The sequence below is a fragment of the Gordonia sp. NB41Y genome, from assembly GCF_030718915.1.
Lineage (GTDB): Bacteria > Actinomycetota > Actinomycetes > Mycobacteriales > Mycobacteriaceae > Gordonia > Gordonia desulfuricans.
In genome coordinates this window covers 4,245,607-4,268,899 of sequence record NZ_CP132196.1, presented here as the reverse complement: position 1 = coordinate 4,268,899, position 23,293 = coordinate 4,245,607, and the positions used below count along the sequence as shown (strand labels likewise).

At 68.3% G+C, this 23,293-nt stretch carries 17 protein-coding genes and 7 tRNA genes; 12 read left to right on the top strand and 12 right to left on the bottom strand.

Annotated elements, in window-relative coordinates:
* Positions 1-726 carry a class I SAM-dependent methyltransferase gene (locus Q9K23_RS18520; protein WP_020790697.1) on the bottom strand — a complete coding sequence of 242 codons (726 nt, stop codon included), beginning with the start codon at positions 724-726 and terminating at the stop codon, positions 1-3.
* Positions 727-812: 86 nt separating this feature from the next.
* Here Q9K23_RS18520 and Q9K23_RS18515 point away from each other — a divergent pair, with 86 nt between their 5' ends.
* The gene (locus tag Q9K23_RS18515) at positions 813-2,483 is read left to right on the top strand and encodes a DNA repair helicase XPB (protein ID WP_348533947.1); all 1,671 of its coding nucleotides are present in this window, start codon (positions 813-815) and stop codon (positions 2,481-2,483) included.
* Positions 2,484-2,504: 21 nt separating this feature from the next.
* On the opposite strand, the gene Q9K23_RS18510 is transcribed toward Q9K23_RS18515, so the two are convergent.
* On the bottom strand, positions 2,505-4,313 hold the full coding sequence (locus Q9K23_RS18510) for a serine/threonine-protein kinase (RefSeq protein ID WP_053778827.1): 1,809 nt from the start codon (positions 4,311-4,313) through the stop codon (positions 2,505-2,507).
* 60 nt (positions 4,314-4,373) lie between these two features.
* The gene (locus Q9K23_RS18505) at positions 4,374-4,964 is read right to left on the bottom strand and encodes a hypothetical protein (RefSeq protein ID WP_053778798.1); all 591 of its coding nucleotides are present in this window, start codon (positions 4,962-4,964) and stop codon (positions 4,374-4,376) included.
* Between the two features lie 102 nt (positions 4,965-5,066).
* On the opposite strand from Q9K23_RS18505, the gene Q9K23_RS18500 reads away from it, so the two are divergent.
* Positions 5,067-6,224, top strand: a complete 1,158-nt coding sequence (locus tag Q9K23_RS18500; protein WP_053778799.1) for a pyridoxal phosphate-dependent aminotransferase — start codon at positions 5,067-5,069, stop codon at positions 6,222-6,224.
* A gap of 23 nt (positions 6,225-6,247) precedes the next feature.
* On the opposite strand, the gene Q9K23_RS18495 is transcribed toward Q9K23_RS18500, so the two are convergent.
* Both Q9K23_RS18495 and Q9K23_RS18490 read right to left on the bottom strand, forming a co-directional pair.
* Complete coding sequence (locus tag Q9K23_RS18495) at positions 6,248-6,874, bottom strand: TetR family transcriptional regulator (RefSeq protein WP_053778828.1); 627 nt, start codon at positions 6,872-6,874, stop codon at positions 6,248-6,250.
* A 24-nt stretch (positions 6,875-6,898) separates the two neighbouring features.
* Positions 6,899-9,163 carry an MMPL family transporter gene (locus Q9K23_RS18490; RefSeq protein ID WP_053778800.1) on the bottom strand — a complete coding sequence of 755 codons (2,265 nt, stop codon included), beginning with the start codon at positions 9,161-9,163 and terminating at the stop codon, positions 6,899-6,901.
* 190 nt (positions 9,164-9,353) lie between these two features.
* Between Q9K23_RS18490 and Q9K23_RS18485 the strand changes: the two genes are divergently transcribed.
* Positions 9,354-9,986 carry an alpha-ketoglutarate-dependent dioxygenase AlkB gene (locus Q9K23_RS18485; RefSeq protein ID WP_053778801.1) on the top strand — a complete coding sequence of 211 codons (633 nt, stop codon included), beginning with the start codon at positions 9,354-9,356 and terminating at the stop codon, positions 9,984-9,986.
* 9 nt (positions 9,987-9,995) lie between these two features.
* Here the strand turns inward: Q9K23_RS18485 and Q9K23_RS18480 are convergent, their stop codons facing one another.
* The 4 genes from Q9K23_RS18480 to Q9K23_RS18465 form a co-directional block, all read right to left on the bottom strand.
* Complete coding sequence (locus Q9K23_RS18480) at positions 9,996-10,868, bottom strand: oxidoreductase (protein ID WP_020794149.1); 873 nt, start codon at positions 10,866-10,868, stop codon at positions 9,996-9,998.
* Positions 10,869-10,919: 51 nt separating this feature from the next.
* Complete coding sequence (locus Q9K23_RS18475; protein WP_053778802.1) at positions 10,920-12,644, bottom strand: adenylate/guanylate cyclase domain-containing protein; 1,725 nt, start codon at positions 12,642-12,644, stop codon at positions 10,920-10,922.
* 91 nt (positions 12,645-12,735) lie between these two features.
* Positions 12,736-13,845 carry a hypothetical protein gene (locus tag Q9K23_RS18470; RefSeq protein WP_053778803.1) on the bottom strand — a complete coding sequence of 370 codons (1,110 nt, stop codon included), beginning with the start codon at positions 13,843-13,845 and terminating at the stop codon, positions 12,736-12,738.
* A 180-nt stretch (positions 13,846-14,025) separates the two neighbouring features.
* A tRNA-Lys gene (locus tag Q9K23_RS18465) sits at positions 14,026-14,101 on the bottom strand.
* A gap of 184 nt (positions 14,102-14,285) precedes the next feature.
* Here Q9K23_RS18465 and Q9K23_RS18460 point away from each other — a divergent pair.
* From Q9K23_RS18460 to Q9K23_RS18450, 3 genes are all read left to right on the top strand, one after another.
* A tRNA-Glu gene (locus Q9K23_RS18460) sits at positions 14,286-14,358 on the top strand.
* Between the two features lie 37 nt (positions 14,359-14,395).
* A tRNA-Asp gene (locus tag Q9K23_RS18455) sits at positions 14,396-14,472 on the top strand.
* Between the two features lie 28 nt (positions 14,473-14,500).
* Positions 14,501-14,577, top strand: a tRNA-Phe gene (locus tag Q9K23_RS18450).
* 64 nt (positions 14,578-14,641) lie between these two features.
* Here the strand turns inward: Q9K23_RS18450 and Q9K23_RS18445 are convergent.
* Positions 14,642-16,591: a DUF222 domain-containing protein gene (locus Q9K23_RS18445; RefSeq protein WP_082366141.1), complete on the bottom strand. Its 1,950-nt coding sequence runs from the start codon at positions 16,589-16,591 to the stop codon at positions 14,642-14,644.
* A gap of 152 nt (positions 16,592-16,743) precedes the next feature.
* Here Q9K23_RS18445 and Q9K23_RS18440 point away from each other — a divergent pair, with 152 nt between their 5' ends.
* From Q9K23_RS18440 to Q9K23_RS18425, 4 genes are all read left to right on the top strand, one after another.
* On the top strand, positions 16,744-17,820 hold the full coding sequence (locus Q9K23_RS18440; RefSeq protein WP_020791527.1) for a hypothetical protein: 1,077 nt from the start codon (positions 16,744-16,746) through the stop codon (positions 17,818-17,820).
* A gap of 80 nt (positions 17,821-17,900) precedes the next feature.
* Positions 17,901-17,973: transfer RNA gene (locus tag Q9K23_RS18435), tRNA-Glu, on the top strand.
* A gap of 35 nt (positions 17,974-18,008) precedes the next feature.
* A tRNA-Asp gene (locus Q9K23_RS18430) sits at positions 18,009-18,085 on the top strand.
* A gap of 48 nt (positions 18,086-18,133) precedes the next feature.
* A tRNA-Phe gene (locus Q9K23_RS18425) sits at positions 18,134-18,210 on the top strand.
* Positions 18,211-18,383: 173 nt separating this feature from the next.
* Here the strand turns inward: Q9K23_RS18425 and Q9K23_RS18420 are convergent.
* Positions 18,384-19,295 carry a cytochrome c oxidase assembly protein gene (locus Q9K23_RS18420; RefSeq protein ID WP_020791532.1) on the bottom strand — a complete coding sequence of 304 codons (912 nt, stop codon included), beginning with the start codon at positions 19,293-19,295 and terminating at the stop codon, positions 18,384-18,386.
* A 138-nt stretch (positions 19,296-19,433) separates the two neighbouring features.
* Here Q9K23_RS18420 and Q9K23_RS18415 point away from each other — a divergent pair, with 138 nt between their 5' ends.
* Both Q9K23_RS18415 and Q9K23_RS18410 read left to right on the top strand, forming a co-directional pair.
* Positions 19,434-20,075, top strand: a complete 642-nt coding sequence (locus tag Q9K23_RS18415; protein WP_053778829.1) for a CoA pyrophosphatase — start codon at positions 19,434-19,436, stop codon at positions 20,073-20,075.
* Positions 20,076-20,199: 124 nt separating this feature from the next.
* The gene (locus Q9K23_RS18410) at positions 20,200-20,751 is read left to right on the top strand and encodes a YceI family protein (RefSeq protein ID WP_020791534.1); all 552 of its coding nucleotides are present in this window, start codon (positions 20,200-20,202) and stop codon (positions 20,749-20,751) included.
* 138 nt (positions 20,752-20,889) lie between these two features.
* Here the strand turns inward: Q9K23_RS18410 and Q9K23_RS18405 are convergent, their stop codons facing one another.
* The gene (locus Q9K23_RS18405; RefSeq protein ID WP_152972934.1) at positions 20,890-23,286 is read right to left on the bottom strand and encodes a helix-turn-helix transcriptional regulator; all 2,397 of its coding nucleotides are present in this window, start codon (positions 23,284-23,286) and stop codon (positions 20,890-20,892) included.
* Positions 23,287-23,293 lie beyond the last annotated feature (7 nt).

The following is a 23,293-nucleotide window of genomic DNA, read 5'->3' as shown; positions in this document are numbered from 1 at the left end:
TCAGCGTTTCATCGAGATCTCCAGACCGCCCTGCCCCGGGATGGTCACCGAGGTGAACGGCCCGTCCGGGTCCCGGACGAAGGCCAGGTAGTCGCGGTACTCGCGGGCCCCGCTGACCACGTTGTCGCAGACGACGAGCGCTCCCGGCCGTAGCCGCGGCGTGACGAGTTCCAGCGCCGGGAGCGCCATCGGGATCCAGATGTCGACGAGCATGAAGTCGATCGGCCCGTCGACGTCGACGAGGGTCTCGCGCAGGTCACCTTCGCGGATGTCGACGAGGCCGGCGAGTCCGGCCCTGGCGATGTTGGCCTGCGCGGCGGCCACCTTGCCGGGTTCGTGTTCGGTACCGATCACCACGGGCCCGGCGGCCCCGTCGGATGACCCGGCCCCGTCGGCCGCCAGATTGTCCCGGACGGCGGCGGCGAGGTAGATCGTCGAGACACCGTAGGAGGTCCCGGCCTCCACCAGGCGGGCGCCGATCGACCGGCACAGCAGGTGACACAGCGCGGCCTTCTGCGGGTCGAGTGCGACCATCTTGTCGGCCAGCCACCGCTTGCCGGACTCGGTTCGGGAGGGGTCCCAGGTGCCCTCCCGGATGCGCCCGGTGACCGCGCGTACCGCCATCGGCGCCACCGCCGAGATCAGTTGCCGTTTGCTCTGCCGATGAAGCGGTTCGACGACATCGCGGGAGACGGGATCGAGCGGAGACGGTGCGAGTTTCGACATGACCCCACGCCACCAGCGTAATTAGGTAACCCTAAGAACTTTTTCCGGACTCGACGGGACTTGCACCCATCTGGACAATGGATCGAGTGACTGATGGACCCCTGATCGTTCAATCCGACAAGACGCTGCTGCTCGAGGTGGATCACCCCGACGCGGCGTCGGCGCGGGCCGCGATCGCACCCTTCGCCGAACTCGAACGCGCACCCGAACACGTGCACACCTACCGGGTGACGCCGCTGGCGCTGTGGAACGCCCGCGCGGCCGGCCACGACGCCGAGCAGGTGGTGGACGCGCTGGTCACCTTCAGCCGGTATGCGGTACCGCAGCCGCTGCTGATGGACATCGTCGACACCATGGGCCGTTTCGGCCGGTTGCAGCTGGTCAAGAACCCGGCGCACGGCCTGACCCTGGTGAGCCTCGATCGCGCGGTTCTCGAGGAGATCATGCGCAACAAGAAGGTCGCGCCGATGCTCGGGGCGCGACTCGACGACGACACCGTGGTCGTCCATCCGTCCGAGCGGGGACGGCTCAAGCAGATCCTGCTCAAGGTCGGCTGGCCGGCCGAGGACCTCGCCGGGTACGTCGACGGCGAGGCGCATCCGATCACCCTCGAGCAGGATGCCTGGCATCTGCGCGACTACCAGGAGATGGCCGCCGACTCGTTCTGGGCGGGCGGCTCGGGCGTCGTGGTCCTGCCCTGCGGTGCGGGCAAGACGATGGTCGGTGCGGCCGCGATGGCCAAGGCGCAGGCCACCACCCTGATCCTGGTCACCAACACCGTCGCCGGGCGGCAGTGGAAGCGTGAGCTGATCGCCCGTACCTCGCTCACCGAGGAGGAGATCGGCGAGTACTCCGGCGAGCGCAAGGAGATCCGTCCGGTCACCATCGCCACCTATCAGGTGATGACCCGTAAGTCCAAGGGCGAGTACAAGAACCTCGATCTGTTCGACTCCCGCGACTGGGGTCTGATCATCTACGACGAGGTGCACCTGCTGCCCGCACCGGTGTTCCGGATGACCGCCGACCTGCAGTCGCGGCGCCGGCTCGGACTCACCGCCACCCTGGTGCGCGAGGACGGCCGCGAGGGCGACGTGTTCAGCCTGATCGGCCCCAAGCGCTACGACGCCCCGTGGAAGGACATCGAGGCGCAGGGCTGGATCGCACCCGCCGAGTGCATCGAGGTGCGGGTGACGCTGACCGACGAGGAACGCCTGCAGTATGCGGTCGCCGAGGCCGACGAGAAGTACAAGCTGTGCTCCACCGCCCACACCAAGGTCAACGTGGTGCGCTCGATCCTGGCCCGCCATGCCGAGTCGCAGACCCTGGTGATCGGGGCCTACATCGACCAGCTCGAAGAACTCGGCCGCGAACTCGACGCCCCGGTGATCCAGGGGTCGACCAAGAACAAGGACCGCGAGGCCCTGTTCGACCGGTTCCGGTCCGGTGAACTCCAGACTCTGGTGGTGTCGAAGGTGGCGAACTTCTCCATCGACCTGCCCGAGGCATCGGTCGCGGTGCAGGTGTCGGGCACCTTCGGGTCCCGGCAGGAGGAGGCCCAGCGGCTGGGCCGGCTGTTGCGCCCGAAGGCCGACGGCGGGCAGGCCCACTTCTACTCGGTGGTCTCGCGGGACACCCTCGACGCCGACTACGCCGCGCACCGTCAGCGGTTCCTCGCCGAGCAGGGCTACGCCTACCGGATCACCGACGCCGACGATCTGCTCGGCCCGACCATCGGCGAGGGCACCCCGCAGGAGTGAGCCCCGCCGCAGCGGAAACCCTCAGGCGATCTGCTCGAGGCAGTAGCCGAGCGACTCCGGGATCTCGAAGGTCCACCGGGTCTCGCTCGACGAGCAGGTCACCTGGCTGGTCGAGCGCCCGGTGACCCGGACCACGACGGTGTTCGCCAATGGTGAAGCACTGCAGCCGATCTCGTGGTAGTCGGCCAGCGACCCACCCGTCCGCGGGATCTGATAGCACTCGTCGGGAACGAAATTCGGTGTCAGGCAGAGTTTCTGGGACGACCCGTCGAAGGTGAGGCTGGCATTGCGCTCGTTGGGACAGTCCGCAGCGGCCGAGACGAAGCGGGCCGCATAGAAGGTCAGTGCGGGGGTGGCACAGTCGACCCGCTCGGTCGGCACGTTGCCGGAGGAGTCACGCTGCCGGCCGAACTGCACGCAGTCACCCACCGACAACTGGTCCGGGCTCGACACCGGTGTGGCCTGCTGGGTCACCGGCGGCCGGGTGAACGGGGTGGACTGCGGGGTGGCGGGGCTGGTGCCGGCGCCCGTCGGCGACGTGGTGGTGGCCCCGCCGGCGGTCGTGTCGTCGTCGGATCCGGACAGCGCGTTGGCGACGAGGATGCCGGCACCCACGACCACCACGAGCGCCACCACCACGGCGACCACGATCAGCGGCATCTTGGAGGACTTCTTCGGCGGCACCGGGATCGGTTGCCCGTAGGGGCCGGTGGCGCCGAACGGCGCGGACATCGGCCCCGGCGGAATCGACCCGGGCGGAATCGACCCGGGCGGAATCGGCCCGTTCGGGTTGGAGGCGCCCGGATGGCCCGACGGCACGTACGGTGCCTGCGGGTACGGCGCCTGACCATATGACGCCTGACCATAGGGTGCCTGCGGGTACGGATACACCGGCGTCCCCCGTCCCGCCGACGTCGGCGCGGTCGGGATGACCTCGGTGGGGCCCGGCCCGGCGATCCCGGCACCGGGTGCGCTCGGCTGCCCGAGCGCACGTACGAGGTCGGCGGCGAGATCGCCACAGGATCGGTATCGCTCGTCGGGGGATTTCCGCAGCGCCCGCTCGAACACCGCGTCCACGGCCGGCGAGGTCCCCGACCGCACCGACGACAGCACCGGCGGCGCACTGTTCAGGTGCGCGGCCACCACATTGGTCTGGGTGCTGCCCTCGAACGGTGGCCGGCCGCACAGCAACTGGAACAACGTCGCGGCCAGCGAGTACTGGTCGGCGCGACCGTCGATCTCGGTGCCCAGCAGTTGTTCCGGGGCCACATAGGCGACGGTCCCGAGGAAGACGTTCGCCGACGTCAGGTTGCTGACGTCCTGCTGGGACTTGGCGATCCCGAAGTCGGCGAGCAACACCCGCGGGGCGGTCACCGGGACCGCCCCGGCGGCCTCCTCGACGAGGATGTTGGCCGGCTTCACGTCCCGGTGCAGCAGCCCGTGGGCGTGGGCCGCATCGAGTGCCGACGCCACCGACGTGGCGATCGCCGACACCATGGCGGGGTCGAGTCCACCCGGACGCCGGCCCAGCAGCGCACCGGCGTCCACACCGTCGATGTATTCCATCGCCAGCCACAGGTGGCCGTCGTGTTCCCCCGAGTTGTAGATGGTGACGATCGAGGGATGCACGATGCTCGAGGCGAGTTCGGCCTCGCGGATGAAGCGGCGACGGAACATCGGGTCGCGGGACAGGTCGGCCGGCAGGATCTTGACGGCTTCCTTGCGCGGCAGCGACGGGTGTTTGGCCAGGTAGACCTCACCCATGCCGCCGCGCCCGATCAACCGTTCGATCGTGTAGCCGGCAAACGACTCACCGGGTGTGTAGACCACCGTCACCCCTCCTCGCGTTCAGGCTCGAACATTACCGGGTGACGCGCGCGCAAGGAGCGGTCACACGACCTCACGCAGGCAGTATCCGACGGGGTGCGGTTGGGTGAATGACCACTTGGTGGCATCGGTATCGCATTCGACCGACACGTCACCGCGGCTGACCGTCTGTCCGATCACGGTGGCGTCGACGGCGCTCGCCCCGCAGTCGACCAGTCGGTAGTCGGCCAGACGCCCGCCCTCGACCGGGATCTGATAGCACTTGCCGGCCGTGAAGTTGGGGGTCAGGCAGACTCCCCCGTCGCCGCCGAAGGTCAGGGTGGAGGTGTTGTCGGCGCTGCAGGTGTCGCCGGCGGCCACCGTCGACGCGGCGTAGAAGGCCAGTGCATCACCGGTGTCGCAGTCGACCTTCGTGGCCGCGACCTTGGCGGGATCGTCGTCGGGTCCCAGCGTCAGGCATTCGCCGGTCGCGATGTCCGATGGTTTGTTGACGGCATCGCTGTCGGTGCCCACGCTGACCGAACAGGCCGCCAGGAGTGCGAAGCCCATGCAGCCGACGATCACCGCGGCGCGCCAGGCCAGGCGCGCTCCGGGCCGGATCAGGGACGGTTCAGGAGTAGAGAGTTCGGGGGCAGACGGTTCGGGGGCAGACATGGCAGGTCCTCTCGTGTCGGGTTTGTCTGGACCGACAGCGTCACGTGCGCCGCTTGCGGGACACTTGGGATCGCCATGGAAGCGGTGTGACAGCCTGAAGCCATGGCCACCGTCACCCGCCTACAACCGTTCACCACCACGATCTTCGCCGAGATGTCGGCGCTGGCGGTGACCCACGACGCGGTCAACCTCGGGCAGGGTTTCCCCGACACCGACGGTCCGGCGTCGATGCTGGCGGCGGCATGTGCGGCGATCACCGCGGGCGACAACCAGTACCCGCCCGGGATCGGTGTCCCGCGGCTGCGGCGTGCGGTGGCCGACGACCAGCGCGCCCGTTACGGCCTCGACTACGACCCCGACACCGAGGTGCTGATCACCGTCGGCGCCACCGAGGCGATCGCCGGTGCGGTGGTGGGCCTGACCGAGCCCGGTCGCGAGGTGGTGATGATCGAGCCGTACTACGACTCGTATGCGGCGACGGTGGCGATGGCCGGCGGGGTGCGGCGCACGGTTCCGCTGGTCGGCGACGGCGACGGGTTCCGGCTCGACCGGGGTGCGCTGGCCGCGGCATTCGGCCCGCAGACCGCGCTGGTGCTGGTGAACACGCCGCACAATCCCACCGGCACGGTGCTGTCCGACGACGACCTCGCCGAGATCGCCCGGCTGTGTGTCGAACACGACGTCGTCGCCGTCACCGACGAGGTGTATGAGCATCTGCTGTTCGACGGACGTACCCACCGGCCGCTGGCGACATTCCCCGGGATGCGGGAGCGCACGCTACGGATCTCGAGTGCGGCCAAGACATTCAACTGCACCGGCTGGAAGGTCGGCTGGATCAGCGGCCCGGCCGAGCTGGTGGCGGCGGCGCGCGCGGCCAAGCAGTTCATGACCTATGTGGGGTCGGGACCGTTCCAGCCGGCCGTCGCCGTGGCCCTCGAACAGGAGCAGGACTGGGTGCTCGCGAATGCCGCCGCGCTCCAGGACAAGCGAGATCTGCTGTCGGCCGCGCTGATCGACGCCGGATTCGAGGTACATCGCAGCGAGGCAACGTATTTCGTATGCGCCGACCCGCGTCCGCTCGGCTACACCGACGGCGCGGAGTTCTGCCGGATGCTCCCCGCACGGATCGGCGTGGCGGCGGTGCCGGTGAGTGTCTTCGCCGACCACACCGAACCGTGGGATCACATGGTGCGCTTCGCCTTCGCCAAGCGTGACGACGTCATCGCCGAGGCCGCCAGGCGCTTGCGCCGCCTGGCCTGACCCGGCCGCGGCCGGGGACCGGATCAGATCGGCAGTCCGGCCTCGAGCAGGTCCACCGCGTCGAGCAGGTGGTCGAGTACACCGTCATCCGACATGTCGGGCACACCGCACGCGATGTGGAACATCACTCCCCCGGCCGCGGCGACGAACACCTGCAGCCGCCGGTCGTCGGCCTCCACCCCCAGGTATCGCGCGAAGAACTCGGTGGCCTGTGAGATCGCGGCGTCGGCCTCGATCTGATTCGCCACCCGCAGGGTCGGCTCGCTCGTGATCAGCCGTGCCCGTACCGGACTGGACGCCCAGGGGTCGGCCATCGCCAGTCTGTAGTACGCCCGGATCAGCGCGCGCAGCAGATCGAAGCGACCGAGTCCCGGCGGGATCGCCGCGAGGGTCTCCTCCCGCAGGTCGTCTAGGTCGTCGGCGATCACCATCTGTTCCTTGGACACGAAGTACCGGAAGAAAGTGGTGTGCGAGACCCCGGCCTCGCGGGCGATCTGCTCGACGGTGGTCTGCGCGTACCCCTGACTCTCGAACAGGCGCAGCGCGGCCTCGCGGATCGCGGCCCGGGTGCGTTGTTTGCGTTGACCGCGCAAGCCCAGCGGGCGACCCGGGGACTTCCCCGGATCGCCCGACCGGCAGCGGTCCGACATCGTGGTCATGACCTCAGTTCTCTATCAGCTCGTCACGGTTGCTTCCGCCGAGGCGTCCCGCTCATCGGTGGACCCGTCGGACTCCGCGGCCGCCGACGGCACGCCACGGTTGCGGACCGCACCGCCCTCGATGTCGAAGTCGACGACCAGCTTGTCGAGCCACTTCGGGAGACCCCAGGCACGATCACCGAGCAGCGCGATCACCGCCGGGACCACCGTCATCCGGATGATGAAGGCGTCGAAGAACACCGCGATCGCCATGGCGAAGCCGAGCATCTTGGACGTGGTGTCCGGCGCGAGCATGAACGCGGCGAACACGCTGATCATGATGATCGCGGCCGAGGTCACCACGCGGGCGCCGTGCCGGTATCCGGCGATGATCGCATCCTTCGCCGACATGCCGTGGATGTACTCCTCGCGCATGCGGGTCACCAGGAACACCTGGTAGTCCATCGCGAGGCCGAACACCACACCGATCAGGAAGATCGGGAGGAACGACAGGATCGGCTTGGTGTGGTCGATCAGACCCAGCCAGCCCTCCTGGAAGATCGCGACGGTCACGCCGAAGGTCGCGAGCACCGAGAACAGGAAGCCGATGGTGCCGATCAGCGGAACCCAGATCGACCGGAACACACCGATCATGATCAGGAACGCGAGACCGACGACGACCAGCAGGTACGGGATCAGCGCCTTGTCGAGCCGGTCGGAGAGATCGGACATGATCGCGGTCTGGCCACCGACGTGCAGTTCGGCACCGGCCTTCTCCACGGTGGGGGCGTAGTCACGGATGTGTTCCATGAGGTCATGGGTGGATGCCGACGCCGGTCCGCCGTTCGGCGTGACCATGATCAGCGCGGTGTTGGCATCGACATTCGGGTTCTGCTGCGACGGGCCGTTGCCGATCCACGTCAGGGTCGCCGCATTCGCGACATCGGGCAGGGTCTTGATGTGGGCGACCGCGGCATCGGCGATGCCGGCCACCTGGCCGTCGTCGTCGTGCAGGACCACCAGCAGGGGGCCGTTGATGCCCTCGCCGAAGCCACGTTGCAGCAGGCTCTGCGCGGCCACCTCGTCGTCGCTGGTCAGCTCCATGCCCAGATCGAGTTTGGACGTCGGGATCGCGGCGACGATCAGCACTGCCAGGCCGGCGATGATGAACGGGATCGGGCGACGGGTGACGGTCCGGCCGAACTTGACGCCCAGCGTGTCCTCGGTGGCCGACTCCTCGGCGTGCTTGATCCACGGGATCCTGGGCGCGAAGGTGAACCGCCCGGTGGCCGAGAGCAACGCCGGGATCAGGGTCAACGCACTGAGGACGGCGACCGCCACCGCAACCGCGGCACCGGCACCCATCTGGGTGATCAGCGGGATGCCGACCACCATCAGCGCGACCACCGCGATGATCACGGTGAGACCGGCGAACACCACCGCGGTACCCGCGGTGCCCACGGCCCGTCCGGCGGCGTCGGCGCGATCACCGCCCCGGCGCAGCTCGCTGCGGTAGCGGGACACGATGAACAGTGCGTAGTCGATCGAGACGGCGATGCCGAGCATCGTGACGATGCCGGTGGCGGTCTCGTTGACCGTCATGAACTCCGAACCGAGGTACAGCAGCAGCATGGTCAGTGCCACGCCGACGATGCCGGTGATCAGCGGGATGAACGCGGCGACCAGTGCACCGAAGGCGACGATCATCACCACGAAGGCGATCGCGAAACCGATCAGCTCGGCGGTTCCCCCGGCCTCCATGACCTGCATCAGCGAGCCGGTGGCCTCCACCTGCAGACCGTTGCCGCGGTTCTTCTCGAGGATGTCGACGAGTTCTTTCTTCTCGTCGACGGTGAGGTCCATGATCTTGATGTTCTGACGGACCTGGATCAGACCCACCTTGCCGTTGTCACCGAGTACCGATGCGGCGAGTGCGGGTTGCGCCTGGGCCACGGCCACCGGGTTGGCGATCGAGTCCGCGTCGACGACGTCGGGCAGCGTCTTGAGGTCGGCGACGAGGGCGTTGATCTGCTCGGTGTGGTTGGCGAGGCCGTCGTCGGCGGCCACCAGCACGCTGGTCGATGCATGCTCCTGCTGCGCCATGACCTGCGGGAAGTACTCCTGCACCTGGCTGGTGGCGGTGCCGGAGTCGGTTCCGGGCAGGTCGAAGTCCTTGGCCAGGGTGGGTTTGAGTCCGGCGACGGCCGAGCCGACCCCGATCAGGACGATCAGCCACGCGGCGATCACCCACCACTTGTGTTTGAACGAGAACCGGCCGAGCCGGAAGAGCACTGAAGCCATGTGGGGGTTCCTCTGTCGACTGGACGCAAGGTGTCGGACACGATGTCAGCAGCACAAAGTGTGCATGACTAACACTTGGAACTTTCTACTCCACTTTTTCCCGTACGGCCACCATCGCCCTCGGTCTGTGAGCAAGGGCACGCCTCCGATCGGGCTAGAACATTCGTTCGACAGCCGCTACCCTGGCGGTATGACGTCCGTCGGCATGCAGGGTTCGATCTTCGATCTCGACGACACCGAACCGCAGATCGGGCGCCTGGGCCATACGGTGACCCGGCGCGAACTCACCGACGGCGCCTGGGTGGATCTGCGGCCGGGCTGGATCACCGGCGCGGATGCACTGTTCGACGCACTGCACGAGAACGCGGCGTGGCGTGCCGAGCGCCGCCGGATGTACGACCGCGTCGTCGACGTCCCCCGGCTGCTCGCCCAGTATCCCGCCACCGCGACACTGCCCGATCCGCTGCTCGCCGACGCGCGGGACGCGCTGAGCGCCCACTACCGCCCCGAACTGCCCGAGGGCTTCGCCACCGCGGGGCTGTGCCTGTACCGGGACGGGGCGGATTCGGTTGCGTGGCACGGTGACCGGTTCGGCCGGGGCGCCACCGACGACACCATGGTCGCGATCCTCTCACTGGGCTCGCCTCGCCCACTCGCGTTGCGCCCCAATGGTGGTGGGCCGTCGATACGCTTCCTCCTGTCGGCGGGCGACCTGCTGGTGATGGGCGGCAGCTGTCAACGCACCTGGGAGCACGCGATACCCAAGTGCACCGGTGTCGGCCCCCGCATCAGCGTGCAGTTCCGCCCGCCGGGTGTGTGGTGACCGGTTGCGCTACAGCGTGATCGAGGTCCCGGTGAGGTTCTCCGACGCAGTCCACAGGCCGGTACGGATCCGCTCGTCGCGGGCCCGTCCGCTGAACCCCGACTCCCCTGGCGCACCGCGCATGCCGAACAGCTTCGTCGGCCCGTAGAAGGTCCCGTTCACCGCGTCCGGCGCGGTGGCCGCGAACAGGGTGGGCAGCGCGCCGTCGGCGGCGGACTGGGCGAACAGATTGCCGACCACCATCACCTTGTCCATGATCGACTCGGTGTGTCCCTGGAGTCCGGTGGCCGCATAGCCGGGATGGGCGATCAGCGACTTCCTGCTGTCACCGGCGGCGGTCAGCCGTTCGGCGAGGACCTGCCCGAAGATCAGGTTGGCCATCTTGGAGTCGCCGTAGGCCTGCCAGGCTCGGTATCGGCGCCGTTCCCAGCCGAGATCGTCGAGGTCGATCCGCCCCAGCTGGTGCATACCCGACGACAACGTCACCACCCGGTCGGCGACCTTCGGCAACACCAGTGCGGTCAGCGCGAAGTGCCCGAGATGGTTGGTGCCCATCTGCATCTCGAATCCGTCGGCGGTGCGCCCCAGCGGCACCGCCATCACGCCGGCATTGTTGATCAGGACGTCGACGCCGGGCAGGCCGTCGGCGAAGGACCGCACCGAGGCCAGGTCGGCGAGGTCGAGGGCGGCCACCTCGGCCCGCTCACCGAGTTCACGTGCCACCGCGTCGGCCTTGACGGTGTTGCGGCAGGCGAGGATCACCCGCGCACCGGCGTCGATCAGCGCTCGCGCGGTCTCGGCCCCCAAGCCGCTGTTGGCGCCGGTCACCACGAAGGTCCGTCCGGACTGGTCCGGGATGTCCTTGGTCGACCATCCGCTCATGTCTCTCCCCCTGTGGTTGCCGCCCCGGTGCACCGGGGCGGGTTGTTCGATTCAGTCCGACTTCAGTACGCCCGCGGTGCCGAGCCAGCGTGCCGGGCGCAACAGCCCGGTGAGCATCTCGCCCACCGATGCCGGGCCGCGCGGCACCAGCGCCTCGGGCCCGTAGATCGCGGTCGGCTCGGCCCGGCCCCGCATCACCCGCTCCCCCAGCAGCGCCCATTCGCCCGCCTCGTCGGCGGCGTCGGCGATCGCGGCCCCGCTGGCGAGCACCGACACCCGGCTGGTCTTGGCCATCTCCGAGAGCCGCGCACACTCGTTGACCGGGTCGCCGATCACGGTGTACTCGTAGCGCCGCTCGGCGCCGATGTTGCCGGCGAAGGCCACCCCGAACGACACGCCGATGCCCCACTGGACGTCGAGGGCCTCGGTGAGCGCGCGGGCGAGTTCACGTGCCGCGGCGAGTGCGGCGCCGGCCGGGTTGTCGATCTTGACCGGCGCCCCGAACACCGCGAGCGCCGCGTCACCCTCGAATTTGTTGACGAATCCCGCGTGCTGGTCGACCACCTGGGCGACGATCTCGAAGAACTCGTTGAGCAGGGCCGCGGTGTCCTCGGGACGGCGTTCCTGGGCGATCGTCGTCGACCCGATGATGTCGACGAGCAGCACCCCCACCTCGGCGTTGGTGCCGTGCAGGCCCATCCCCTTCTCGATGGCGAGCTCGGCGACGGTGTCGCCGACGTGGCGGGCGAACAGTTCACGCATGCGTTCACGCTCGTCGAGGCCGGTCACCATCTCGTTGAAGCCGTGCTGCAGCACGCCGATCTCGGACGAGTCGTACACGTCGACATGGGCCTCGAAGTCTCCGGCGCGCACCTTCTCCACGGCCGTCCGTAGTTCGGTGAGCGGGTCACTGAGCGACTGCCCCACCAGCACCACCACACGCGCGCCCGACGCCAGCCCGACCACGGCGAGGACCAGTGCCGCCCAGTCCACCGAGCCGGTGACCCGGGGCAGCAGATCGAGGTGACGGCCCGTGTTGAGGATGACCAGACCGATCATCGGCACGGCCGAACTGACCGCCCACACCGCCAGCATCCGCCCGCGCACACTGTGCACGATGGTCGACGCGGGATCGTCGGCGAGGGCCACCATCATCAGCGGTCGCGACGCCCGCTCGGCGAACAGATAGGTCAGGCACGCGCAGGACGTCCCCGCGAGGGTGAATGCGACGGTGACGCCCAGCAGGGTGCTCGTGGTGAGATCGCGCGCCGACAGGATGACGTAGCTGAGCACCGCGGCCGCCCAGGCGATCATGGTGCCGACCACCTGTAGACCCGGAATATGTTGCACCGCAACACGCCTGGCATGATCGGCGGGCGATCCGAGCTCGAACCACCGGACCTGGGGCCGGAGCATCACCACCCCGAGCACCACGTTGACGACGATGCAGACGACGACGGCGGTGACGATGTCGGGGAAGTTCGGGGCGCCGATGGTTCCCTCGACGGTGAGCTGGCCGCCGTTGTAGGACAGCTGCACCAGCAGGAAGGTCTCCAGGCCGATCAGGGCGTTGCTGATCACGATGGATGCGACGGCCACCGCCATGGCGCGCCGGGCCAGTCGACCGCGATCGGCAGCACCGAGCCCCGCCCACTCCCGCGCGCCGGGCTCCCCGTCGACGCCCCAGACCCGCGCGGCGTAGCGCCGCCGGGCCCGAGTCCATCGGGTTCCGCCATCCGACGCCGGAGCCACACCGGTATTGCGTGCTGGCCTCATGCGCCTTCCCTGCCGTCGATATCACTGCAAAGCGTACCGAATGAGCAGGGTCACACCAGGGCCGATCGCCCTCTGGTCATACCGAACGCGGTCACCGAGGGAGTGCGGTGAACTCCTCGGTCTCCGGGGCGTCGTCGGAATCGGGGGTCGCATCGCCGGCGATCTCGTCGTCGGGGGTCTCATCGCCCGGCTGCCGGCCGTCCCGTCGCAGGACGCGGCCGACGACGAGCATCAGGATCATGACCAGAAGCGCCGACCCGCCACCGACGAGCAGTGCCGTCGCCGTGCGGTCGGAGTTGTCGACCTGCACGACGGGCGCCGCGAGAACGCCCTGCTCCCCGGCCGGGGTGAGGTTGTCGTCGGCCGATTCGAGGTTGTTGGAGATCGAGTTGAGCACCGTCGTGAGCTGGCCGACGCCCTTGCTGACCGAGTTCGCGGCGGCGACGGTGTCGCCGCGGGCCGATGCGAGTTGCCCCAGTCCGGTGTTCAGCTGCTGGGCGGCCTGCTGCGCCTGGGCCACCCCCTCGTCGAGGTGCCCACTCGCCTCGTCGACGGCGTCGCCGAGCGTCTTCATCTCCTTCTTGAGGTCGTCGAGGTTCCCGAGCTGACTCGAGATCTCCCGCGACGACGACTGCAGCGCGGTCAGGTTGGTGAGCAACTCGCCGCTGCCGGGAACCTTGTTCTTCTGCAGGAAGGTGATGACGGGGCTGATCAGCGAATCGAGCTGCCCGGCGGTGGAGGCCAGCGACTGCAGGTCGCCGAGGCCGTTGGACATCGCGACGGTCATGCTGCGCACATCGCCACCGGCGCCGGAGGTGCCGGGTGCGGCATCGAATGCCGACACGATCTGACCGGACGCGGTGTGGGCGGTGTCGACGGCGTCGAAGACACTGTCGGCCCCCTCCGAGATGCTCTTGATGCTGCCGGTGGCACTCCCGAGGGCCGACGTCATCAGTCCGAACATCATCTTGGCCGACGCCACCGACTCGCGGGCCGACTCGATCTGCTCTGTCGACGGGTCCGCGGCGGACGAATGCTTGTCCGGACCGACCGCGAGGAAGGTGACACTACCGGCGATGACGCCCACCAGCACCACGGTGAGAAACAGCGGGACACCGCCGAACAGCTTCCGCATCACAGGACCGAGTGCCCGCTTGCGGCGGGACGGTTCGTCCCCGAGTCGGTGACTGTTCGCGGACATCGAGTTCCCTTCAGGAGATGACATGACCACGGCCGGACATCACCTGCCCGGCCGGCGCCACCGTAGCGCCACTTCCTGAGAGCTTCTGACCTCACCGCGACCACGGACGCCCATAACGGCAGTTACGACGTGGTCGACGGTGCATGGCCGTCGATGACCGACGGCGATGCCGATGGATCGTGGTGCCCCCACCAGGGCTCGAACCTGGGACCTGCGGATTAAAAGTCCGTAGCTCTACCAACTGAGCTATAGGGGCAGGCAGGCCCCGCCGGAGCGGAGCCGAACAGAGTTTACCCCGACCGTCGGCGCGGTCACGCAACCCCCACCCCCGGTATGTCGGATTGGCCAAAATGCATGCCTGACCTGCCGATTTGTGTTTTTGTCGCGCGGTGTCCTAATCTGATTCAGCTCCCAACGGAGCGCCTCCGACCGGAGAACCGGCCCCCTTCGTCTAGCGGCCTAGGACGCCGCCCTTTCAAGGCGGTAGCGCGGGTTCGAATCCCGTAGGGGGTACGCCTGAACTCTCACGAGTTCGGACATAAATGAATATGGCCCTGTGGCGCAGTTGGTTAGCGCGCCGCCCTGTCACGGCGGAGGTCGCGGGTTCGAGTCCCGTCAGGGTCGCCAAGGTTTCGGTTCATGACCGGCACCGTTCGGCCAGGTAGCTCAGTTGGTACGAGCGTCCGCCTGAAAAGCGGAAGGTCGCCGGTTCGATCCCGGCCCTGGCCACCAAGAGATCACCCACCGGAAACGGTGGGTTTTTTCGTATCCGGGTTACGACCGGAGGTGACCGCCCTCAGAAGGGCGGGTCGGGCGAGTCCGTCTGGGTGGCGGGTGTCTGGGTGGCGGGTGTCTGGTTGCGGGCACGGTTGCGTTGCCGCTCGAGTCGTCGACGGCGATGTTTGCGGGCCAGTGTGGATTCCCGGTCCAGGATTCGTTCCCCATCCGGTTTGCGGTGCGTACCCGGCGGTCCGGGCGTACCCGGCGGTCCTGGTGGGGTGGGTGGGGCTTGTGGTGGGTCGTCGAAGCGGTAGCGGCGTAGGCCGGGGAAGAAATCTTCCATGGTTTCCGCCGGTCCGGGCAGGATCAACCCTTCCGGGGTGGTGTATTCGATGATCAACCGGCCGGTGTGGGGGTCGCGGTGTTGATCATCGACCCACTCGGAGTGTGTTTTGTGGAGATGGTCGAACCGGCACTTCGGATTCAACCCGATCGGGGTGGTCTGCCCACCCGCCGCCGGATTGTGGTGGTCGTATTCGGTGACATGATCGAGATCGGCATCGAATGAGCTCCGAGTACACGCCACATCGGCACACGTGCCATAGGACAGACGCACGTACTCGTCGAGGGCGGCGGACGGCCGGTACGGATCCGAAGGCAGGGTCGGCGGCAACACCACATCCTCGGGCCGCACACCCCGGGGGACGAGCCGCGTGAACCGGGCGTTCGGGTGGGAGGCGAGGTCCCGCACGAATTCCGGGGCGATCACACCCTTGCCGAACAGATACCCCGGTGCCGCACCGGCGGGTAGATCCGAGGAACCAGTGGACGCAACATCCGGTGTGACAACCGGATTCGCGGGCGTGTCGATACCGGCCGGTTCCGACTCGACCGCCTCGACCGCCTCGGCCGCCGCGTCACGCTCGAGGCGGGCCGACCGACGGGTGTCGTCAGGTGTGGGAGTGTCGTCGGGTGTAGCAGTGTCGTCGGGCCGCTCGGTGGCACCGGTCGCCGGGGCGCCGAGATCGAGCGGAGTCTCGGAACTGTTGCCGCTGTGTACTTCCGGCTCAGGTTCGGGTGTGGCAGGTGCGGGTCGGGGTTGGGGTCGGCCGGTGACGGTGTCGAGGTCGGCGACGGTGGCCTCGTTGGCCAACAGGTGGATCACGTACTGCACCTTCGGGATCGACCCGGCCTCGGGGATCTCGGCCGGGCAGTCCTCCCGCCCGCATTCACACTCGAACTGGGTCCCCGACAGTAGAGCGAACATGGCATCGGATTTCCGGTTCTGCGAGGATCGCCCATCATGTGGGCACACCGTGTTCGCGAGGGCACCGATCACGAGACCACACAGTTCGACCCGGTCGGCGGCCATGGTGCCGGTGATCTCCCCGGTCCCGTCAGTGCTGAACGAGGTCCACACACCCCGTTTGTCCAGGCATCGTTCCCGGGCTTCACGGACGGCGTCACGGTCGTGGCGGAACACGACTCGGTCGGTCATGTCGGTGATGGTCTTCTTCGACCACAGTCGTCGGCGTCGGCGGATCAGCTCGGCGATCTCGGCGTCGACCTTGGGTGCCGATTCGCGACCGTGGACCAGCGCGGTCCGCGATACCACCACCTTCATCAACTCGGGGGTGATCCAACCGTCCCGCAATACTTCCGCCACGTGGGGGAGGTGGTGGAGAACGGCGATGGATTCGTCCATGAGGAGTTCGGCGGCGCGTTGGGTGATGCCACGCACTCGGGAGATCTTCTTGGCCAGGTCGACGAACCCCGATGGTGCCCCGGCCACACCGCGGTCGGCGTCGACGTGGCGGCCGATGAGTTCCATCACCGACCGATAGGTCGACCAGGCGAGGAACGACCGCCCTCGATCGATCTCGCGTAACCCGATCAGTAGGTCGTTGGTGGAGGATTGTTCGGGTGTTTTCGGGTCGACCCCACCCAATAGATCGGCATTGTCGAGTGGCAATTGCGGCCAGCGGGAATCGGTGAACGACAGTGATGTCGTGGGTGTGTTCGTCATCTGATCACCTCCCCCAGAGTGCTTGTGACCTGCAGTAAAGAACTGTTGTTCGATTACAGATCACGGTACACGAGGCCACCGACAATACTCCGTCGTCACCGAATTTCCCCGACCCCTGTGGACAATTCCGGCAACGCGGCAATACTTCAGTCATGCCCGCGAGCCGTACCCCCGCCGTCACCCGCACCGTCAACGGGACATCGGCGGTCGAATGGTTCCTGATCTTCGCCGTCGCCACGATCCTGGTCACTCGCGGATATCTGGCGGCCACCGGCTATCCACAGGTCGGCGGCGGCACCCTGCACATCGCACATGCGCTGTGGGGCGGTGCACTGATGATGCTGGCCCTGGTGGCCGGCTGGATGTTCCTCGGACCGACGGCCCGAGCCGTGACGATCTTGTTGGGCGGCATCGGATTCGGACTGTTCCTGGACGAGGTGGGCAAATTCGTCACCAAGGACAACGACTATTTCTACGGCCCGGCCGCGGAGATCATGTATGTTCTCGTCCTACTGATCCTGGTGATCGGCAGAGCGGTTCGAGATCTTCGGAAGCCCTCTGCCGCAGAGGCATTGGCCAATGCCGCGGCCATCGCCGCCGACGGACTCACGAATGGACTCACCCCGCGCAGACGTGCGGCGGCCCTCCGATTACTCACCTACACAGGCGAAACCGATGCCGACGCCGAGATCGTCGCGCACATCCGTGCACTGGTGGACGCCGCACCCGACACCCCCGACCGTCTGTTGCAGCTCCGTGAGCGATGCATCCGGGCGATCCCCGGCGTGTGCCGCAGCCCCAAACTGCTCACCCTCAGCGGCTGGCTGCTGGTGGCCGGATCGGCGGTCGCGGTGATCGTCGGCATCCTGCAGTGGACGCTCGATCCCGAGCGCCTCGCCGAACTGAACATCACCCTGGAACTCGGCACCGACGACACCACCGGATGGATCCTGTTCCTCAGCGGCGCACTGACCCTTCCACTGGCGCTGCCGGCCATGATCGCACGCAACCGCACCACCGCGGCGTGGCCGCTGCGATCACTGCGGATCGGGGCGATCGTCTACACCTTCACCAACGCCCTCGTCGACTTCGCGACCGACGGTTTCGGGGCGATCGTCGGCCTGACGATCGGTGCGCTGACCCTCGCGGTGATCTCGTACCACCTGGTGGAGCGCGAGACCGCACACGCGACCCAAGACGCCGCCGAAGCCCCGGTTCCATCCCTCTGACCAGGCGATTTACTTTTTGGGCCGAATGTGTCCTACGCTAGTGCAGCTCCCATGCGGATAGCTTCCGCGTGTGAGACCAGGCCCCCTTCGTCTAGCGGCCTAGGACGCCGCCCTCTCAAGGCGGTAACGCGGGTTCAAATCCCGTAGGGGGTACGCCTGAACTCTCACGAGTTCGGACAACAGAATATGGCCCTGTGGCGCAGTTGGTTAGCGCGCCGCCCTGTCACGGCGGAGGTCGCGGGTTCGAGTCCCGTCAGGGTCGCCATCTCGGCGTCGGTCCGGTGCGCATCAGCGCATCGGACCGATGTCGTCCGGCCAGGTAGCTCAGTTGGTACGAGCGTCCGCCTGAAAAGCGGAAGGTCGCCGGTTCGATCCCGGCCCTGGCCACCAGCCGGGAGCGTCGCGCCACAGTTGCGCGGGTGATCCCCGGGCCGTACCGCGTCACCATTCCGGTGATCCACTCCACGCCCACCGGATTCGCACTGTGCACACCGACGATCGGTGGCCACCCGCCGTGCTCGGCGAGGTACGGGTCGCCACCGGTTTCCGAACGCGGCGGACGCTCACCGGAACCGCTCCCGCAACTCCGGATGCTCCTGCCACCACAGCGTCGGGGCCTGCTCGTCGGAATCCCGGGCCGATTCCTCCGCACGGGCGTCGACCACCTCCTCCACGAGACGTTCCTCCGCCCGGAACCGCGAGAACACGACGAGCAGGAACGGCAGCCCGATCACATCGCCCAGAATCCACAGGATGCCCGCCCCGATGGTCTGGTCCGTGCGGATCGACGGTCCCCAGGTGCGGTGGAGGGACTCGTAGTACGACGCCGCCACGATCGGCCCCTGCCACAGCACGACGCCGAGCACGCCGCCGCCGATGGTCTCCGCGAGCGAGAGCAGCAGGGTCAGCGACTGCGCATGCCGACGCGGCACCGGATCGAGCTGGAGGCGAGCGTAGAAGTAGCCGAGCCCACAGAGCACGAGCAGCAGCCGCGTCAGGACGTCGAGCACGTCGGACCGCAGCATCGCCGGATACCACCCGGTGAGGTAGATCAGCCACGGCGTCACGATCACTCCCGCCGAGGTCACCACCGGCGACGCCGACACCCGGGCGAACCGCGTGCCGAGGGCGGCATCCACCCGCTCCTGCCCTCGCGGCCCCAGCGCGGCGCGTATCACCGTCAGCGGCATCGCCAGGGCGAGACAGAACGGCACCACGAGCAGCAGCAGGACCACCTGCAGGGCCCGCACCCAGAACAGGGTGTCGGAGTAGACGCCGATGAAGCTGCACGCCGACACCAGCCACACCACCCCACCGGCGACACCGGGAACGGCCCGCGCCCAGGGCAGCCCCGAACGCCGCAGACAGACCAGATAGGCCCCGACGGCGAGGAGGACCACCGGAACCGTCACCACGTCGACCTGCCAGGAGGTCGGCACCGACCCGAGGTCGAGCGGCGGCGGAGTCGAGCTCATCCCTCGAGTATGCACTTCTCGGATCATGTTGCTCTGCAATCGATTCCACCAATATCGGATATCGACGACATAGCGCACGAACCCCACCTGGCGGCGGTGACCACCCACGTGTCGGGCCGCCGTGGTGAACTGGTGGACATGGTCCGCCTCGAACGCAGCGTCGCCACCGAACGCCTCACCACCTTCGATCGCCGCGCGGCATCGACGAGCGGCACCGCCGCCGCCGTCACTCTCGTGATCGTCGAGCAGGACGACCAACAGGGCATCTGGCTGCTGCGCCGACCGATGGGGATGCGGCGTCATGCGGCACAGTTCGCCCTGCCCGGCGGACGCCTCGATCCCGGGGAGAACCAGATCGACGCGGCACTGCGCGAACTGCACGAGGAGATGGGTGTCCGGCTCGACGCCGACACCGTGCTGGGCCGCCTCGACGACTACGCCACCCGCTCGGGCTATGTGATCACGCCGGTCGTGTGCTGGGCCGGACGGGCCCCCGAACCCACCCCCAACCCCGACGAGGTGTCGGAGTGGTACTTCATCCGCTTCGAGCACCTACTGGCCGAACCGCGCTTCATCTCCATCCCCGAGTCGCCGCGGCCGGTGATCCAGATGCCGATCCCCGGCGTACGTCGCGATCCGGCCGACACCTCGCCGAGCGGGCGCACCTCGCTGGTCCACGCCCCCACCGGAGCCATCCTCTACCAGTTCGCCGAGGTGGTCCTGCGGGGCCGGGACACCCGCGTCGACGGATTCGAGCAGCCGGTTTTCGCCTGGTCATGAGAACTTCGAAAAAAATTCTCCCGATCCGGGAATGAAATCGGACCGCAGTCCGCTTATAGTGGTGATGGGTCGAGGAGCGGCCCACCAGACCTCAGCAGAAATCCGCAGAGCGTAGGAGCACCCCATGAGCACCCCCACCGTCACCGCACCGATCGCAGCCGGCACCTGGACCATCGACCCGGTCCACTCGGCCGTCGCCTTCTCCGTCAAGCACCTGATGGTCAGCAAGGTCCGCGGCAAGTTCGACACCTTCAGCGGCACCATCACCATCGCCGAGGACGGCACCCCGTCGGTGCAGGCCGAGATCGACGTCCGCTCGATCACCACCGGCAACGACCAGCGCGATGCCCACATCCGCTCGGCAGACTTCTTCGACGCCGAGCAGTTCCCGACCGCCACCTTCGTCTCCACCGCAGTGACCCCGAAGGGTGACGACTACGTCCTCACCGGCGACTTCACCCTGCACGGCGTGACCAAGTCGGTCGACCTGCAGCTCGAGTTCAACGGCGTCAACCCCGGCATGGGCAACGGCCCGGTCGCCGGCTTCGAGGCGAGCACTGTACTCAGCCGCAAGGACTTCGGCATCGACATCGAGATGCCGCTCGAGGGCGGCGGCGTCGTGGTGGGCGACAAGATCACCATCACCCTCGAGATCGAGGCCGGTCAGGGCGCCTGATCAGACCTCTCACAGGAGGATCGGCCCACGACGAGTGGGCCGATCAGAAACGGGATCGGTACCGCATAACCCCGCGCGGTATCGGTCCCGTTTCGTCTGTCCGAGTAACCTCCGCGAATCTGTCGGGAAGCCGCCCGCTCATGCACTCAACTCGTCCCCGAGCTTCATCGCACGGAGCATCGCCAGCATCTCCGCCCGGCTCTGCGCACCGATGCGCTGACGGATTCGGGCCACATGGTGCTCGACGGTCTTGGCGGAGATGAACAGCCGCTCGCCGATTCCCTTGTAGGTGATCCCCGACAGCAACAGCGTCGCCACCTCACGCTCACGCTCGCTGAGGACGGCCACCGACGACTTCCGTTCGGCTTCCGCGTCGTCGGCGGCGACCGGCTGCCGATAGGTGCGCAGGGAGCGCGCCACCTGCAGCATCGCCGCCCCCACTCGCGGATCGTCGGCGATCAGGGCGGCCTGCCCGGCCAGGCGTGCCCCGTCCCAGGTGTACCCGAACTCGTCGAGGGTCCGTGCGGCCTCCTCCACCTGGTCCGGGTCGACCTCCCCACCGAGCACGTTGACCCACACCCGGCCGGCCCGCGCCAGCACCGCGGCCTGTGGGTCGGCCCGCCCCGCCTCGGCCAGTGCGCGTGCGTGGGGAACCAGATCGTTCGGTGCTCGACCGGCGATCGCCGCGTGCACCCCGTACCAGTGCACCGCCGCCGACCACTGTGGTGCGTCGCCGATCCCGGCGAGCACGGCGGTGATCCGCTCGACAGTCGGCGTCATCTCGTCGAGCTTCCCGAGTTGCGCCGCGGCGACCCACAATTCGCCGACGAACAACAGCCCGAACAGGTCGGGGGTGTACTCGCCGAGCGGATCGATCGCCGCATCCCACGCCGCCCGCAGCGTCCCGGCATCGCCCTTGCGCCGCGCCACCGCGACGCGCAGTGCGGCGACGGTGAGAATGTCACGCTGTCCGGTGTGTGCCTGACCGGTGGTCTCGCGTGCCACCGCCTCGACCTCTCGCGCCGCCGCGGCGACGTCTCCCTCGAACAGGGTGACCCACGCCAGCAGGATCCGACGGCGCAGCCGGTGTATCGGCGGCAGTGCGTCGGCGGGTGTCCGCGTCAGCACCGTCCGTGCCCTCGACGCCTGGCCGCGATGCAGGGCGAGGAGTGCTGCGGTGGCCGCAGCGGTGTCGGCACACAGCCGGGTAGCCGAGCAGTCCCGCTCCAGTGCGGCGGCACAGATCAGCGTGTGCAGTGCGGCGGCATCGGTTCTCGCGAACGACTCGGCGAGCCCCCGGGCGGTCATCGCCTCCACCTGTGCGGCCAGCCTGGGTGTGACGACCTGACCGTCGGCACCGTCGCCGAGCCCGCGGATGCGTCGCGCATCGCCCGCGGTGGCATCGACGATCGCCCAGATCCGGGAACACCCGCCCGCCGGCATCGGTGACCCGCCGTCGGCGGCGTCGGCCAGCCAGGCATACAGCCGTGCCGCGCGCGGTGCGTCGCCACGCACGATCGCGATCACCGACGCCACCTCCACCGAGCGCGCGCTCTGTGCCCGGTCCATCCGCCCCCAGAGCGCATCGATGGTCTCGGTGGCGCTGCGCAGATCGCCGGCCAGCACCTGAAGCCGCACTCCCTCGAGGCGGCTGTCCACCGACCGGTCCACGCCGTCGGAGGACAACTGCGCGGCCAGCCGGTCCGAGACACCACCCGCACCGGCCAGCAGATCTCGCAAGGCCACCTCGATGTCACGCACGCGGGTCCGCCCGAGAACCGCGATCACCTGCCGGTGCACCTCGGCGACAAAGGCTTCCGGGCCGCCGGCGAATCCGGAACAGCGCGCGGCATCCAGCAGTTCGGCGGCACGTCCGGCGTCGACGCCCAGGGTCGCGCAGACCTCGGTGGCCCCGATCGGGACGTCGAGCGTCGCCAGCGCCAGCACCGCGACCTCCGCCGGGTCCATCTCGTAGAGGCGCTCGCGGATCTCGTTGCCCGTCACCGCCTCCAGCCCCTGCACATCGATTCCGGCACGCAGGGCCGCCACCGCCGCCGCCACCAGACACTGCCGGCCCGCGGTCCGCGTGTGCAGCGTCGCGGCCACCCGACGGTCGGTGATGCCGACCTCCGCCGACAGCTCCGCCTCGATCTCCGCAGACGTCAACGGCGCCAACCGGATCGGTGGATACTCCCGGGTCAGGGCGGCGAGTACGGGTCGCAGCGCGGCCGAGTGCCGGGTGGGGCGGGTGGCCGCCACCACGACATGCGCACCACCGTCGACGATGCCCGCAACGGTCCGCAGCTCGGGTTCGGTGAGCAGATCCAGATCGTCGACGACGAGGGCGTCACAGTCCCCGACGGGCACGCGGGTGTGCGTGGCGACGCGTAGACCCGCCTCGCGCAACGCCTTTCGGACCTGCGACAGCAGCGAACTCTTCCCCGAGCCGGCCACGCCGAGAACGGCGAGGGCACGAGGCCGTCCCGGGTCCTCCGACAGCACCGACAACAGTTCGGCACCCTGCTCGGTCAACATGACCGGC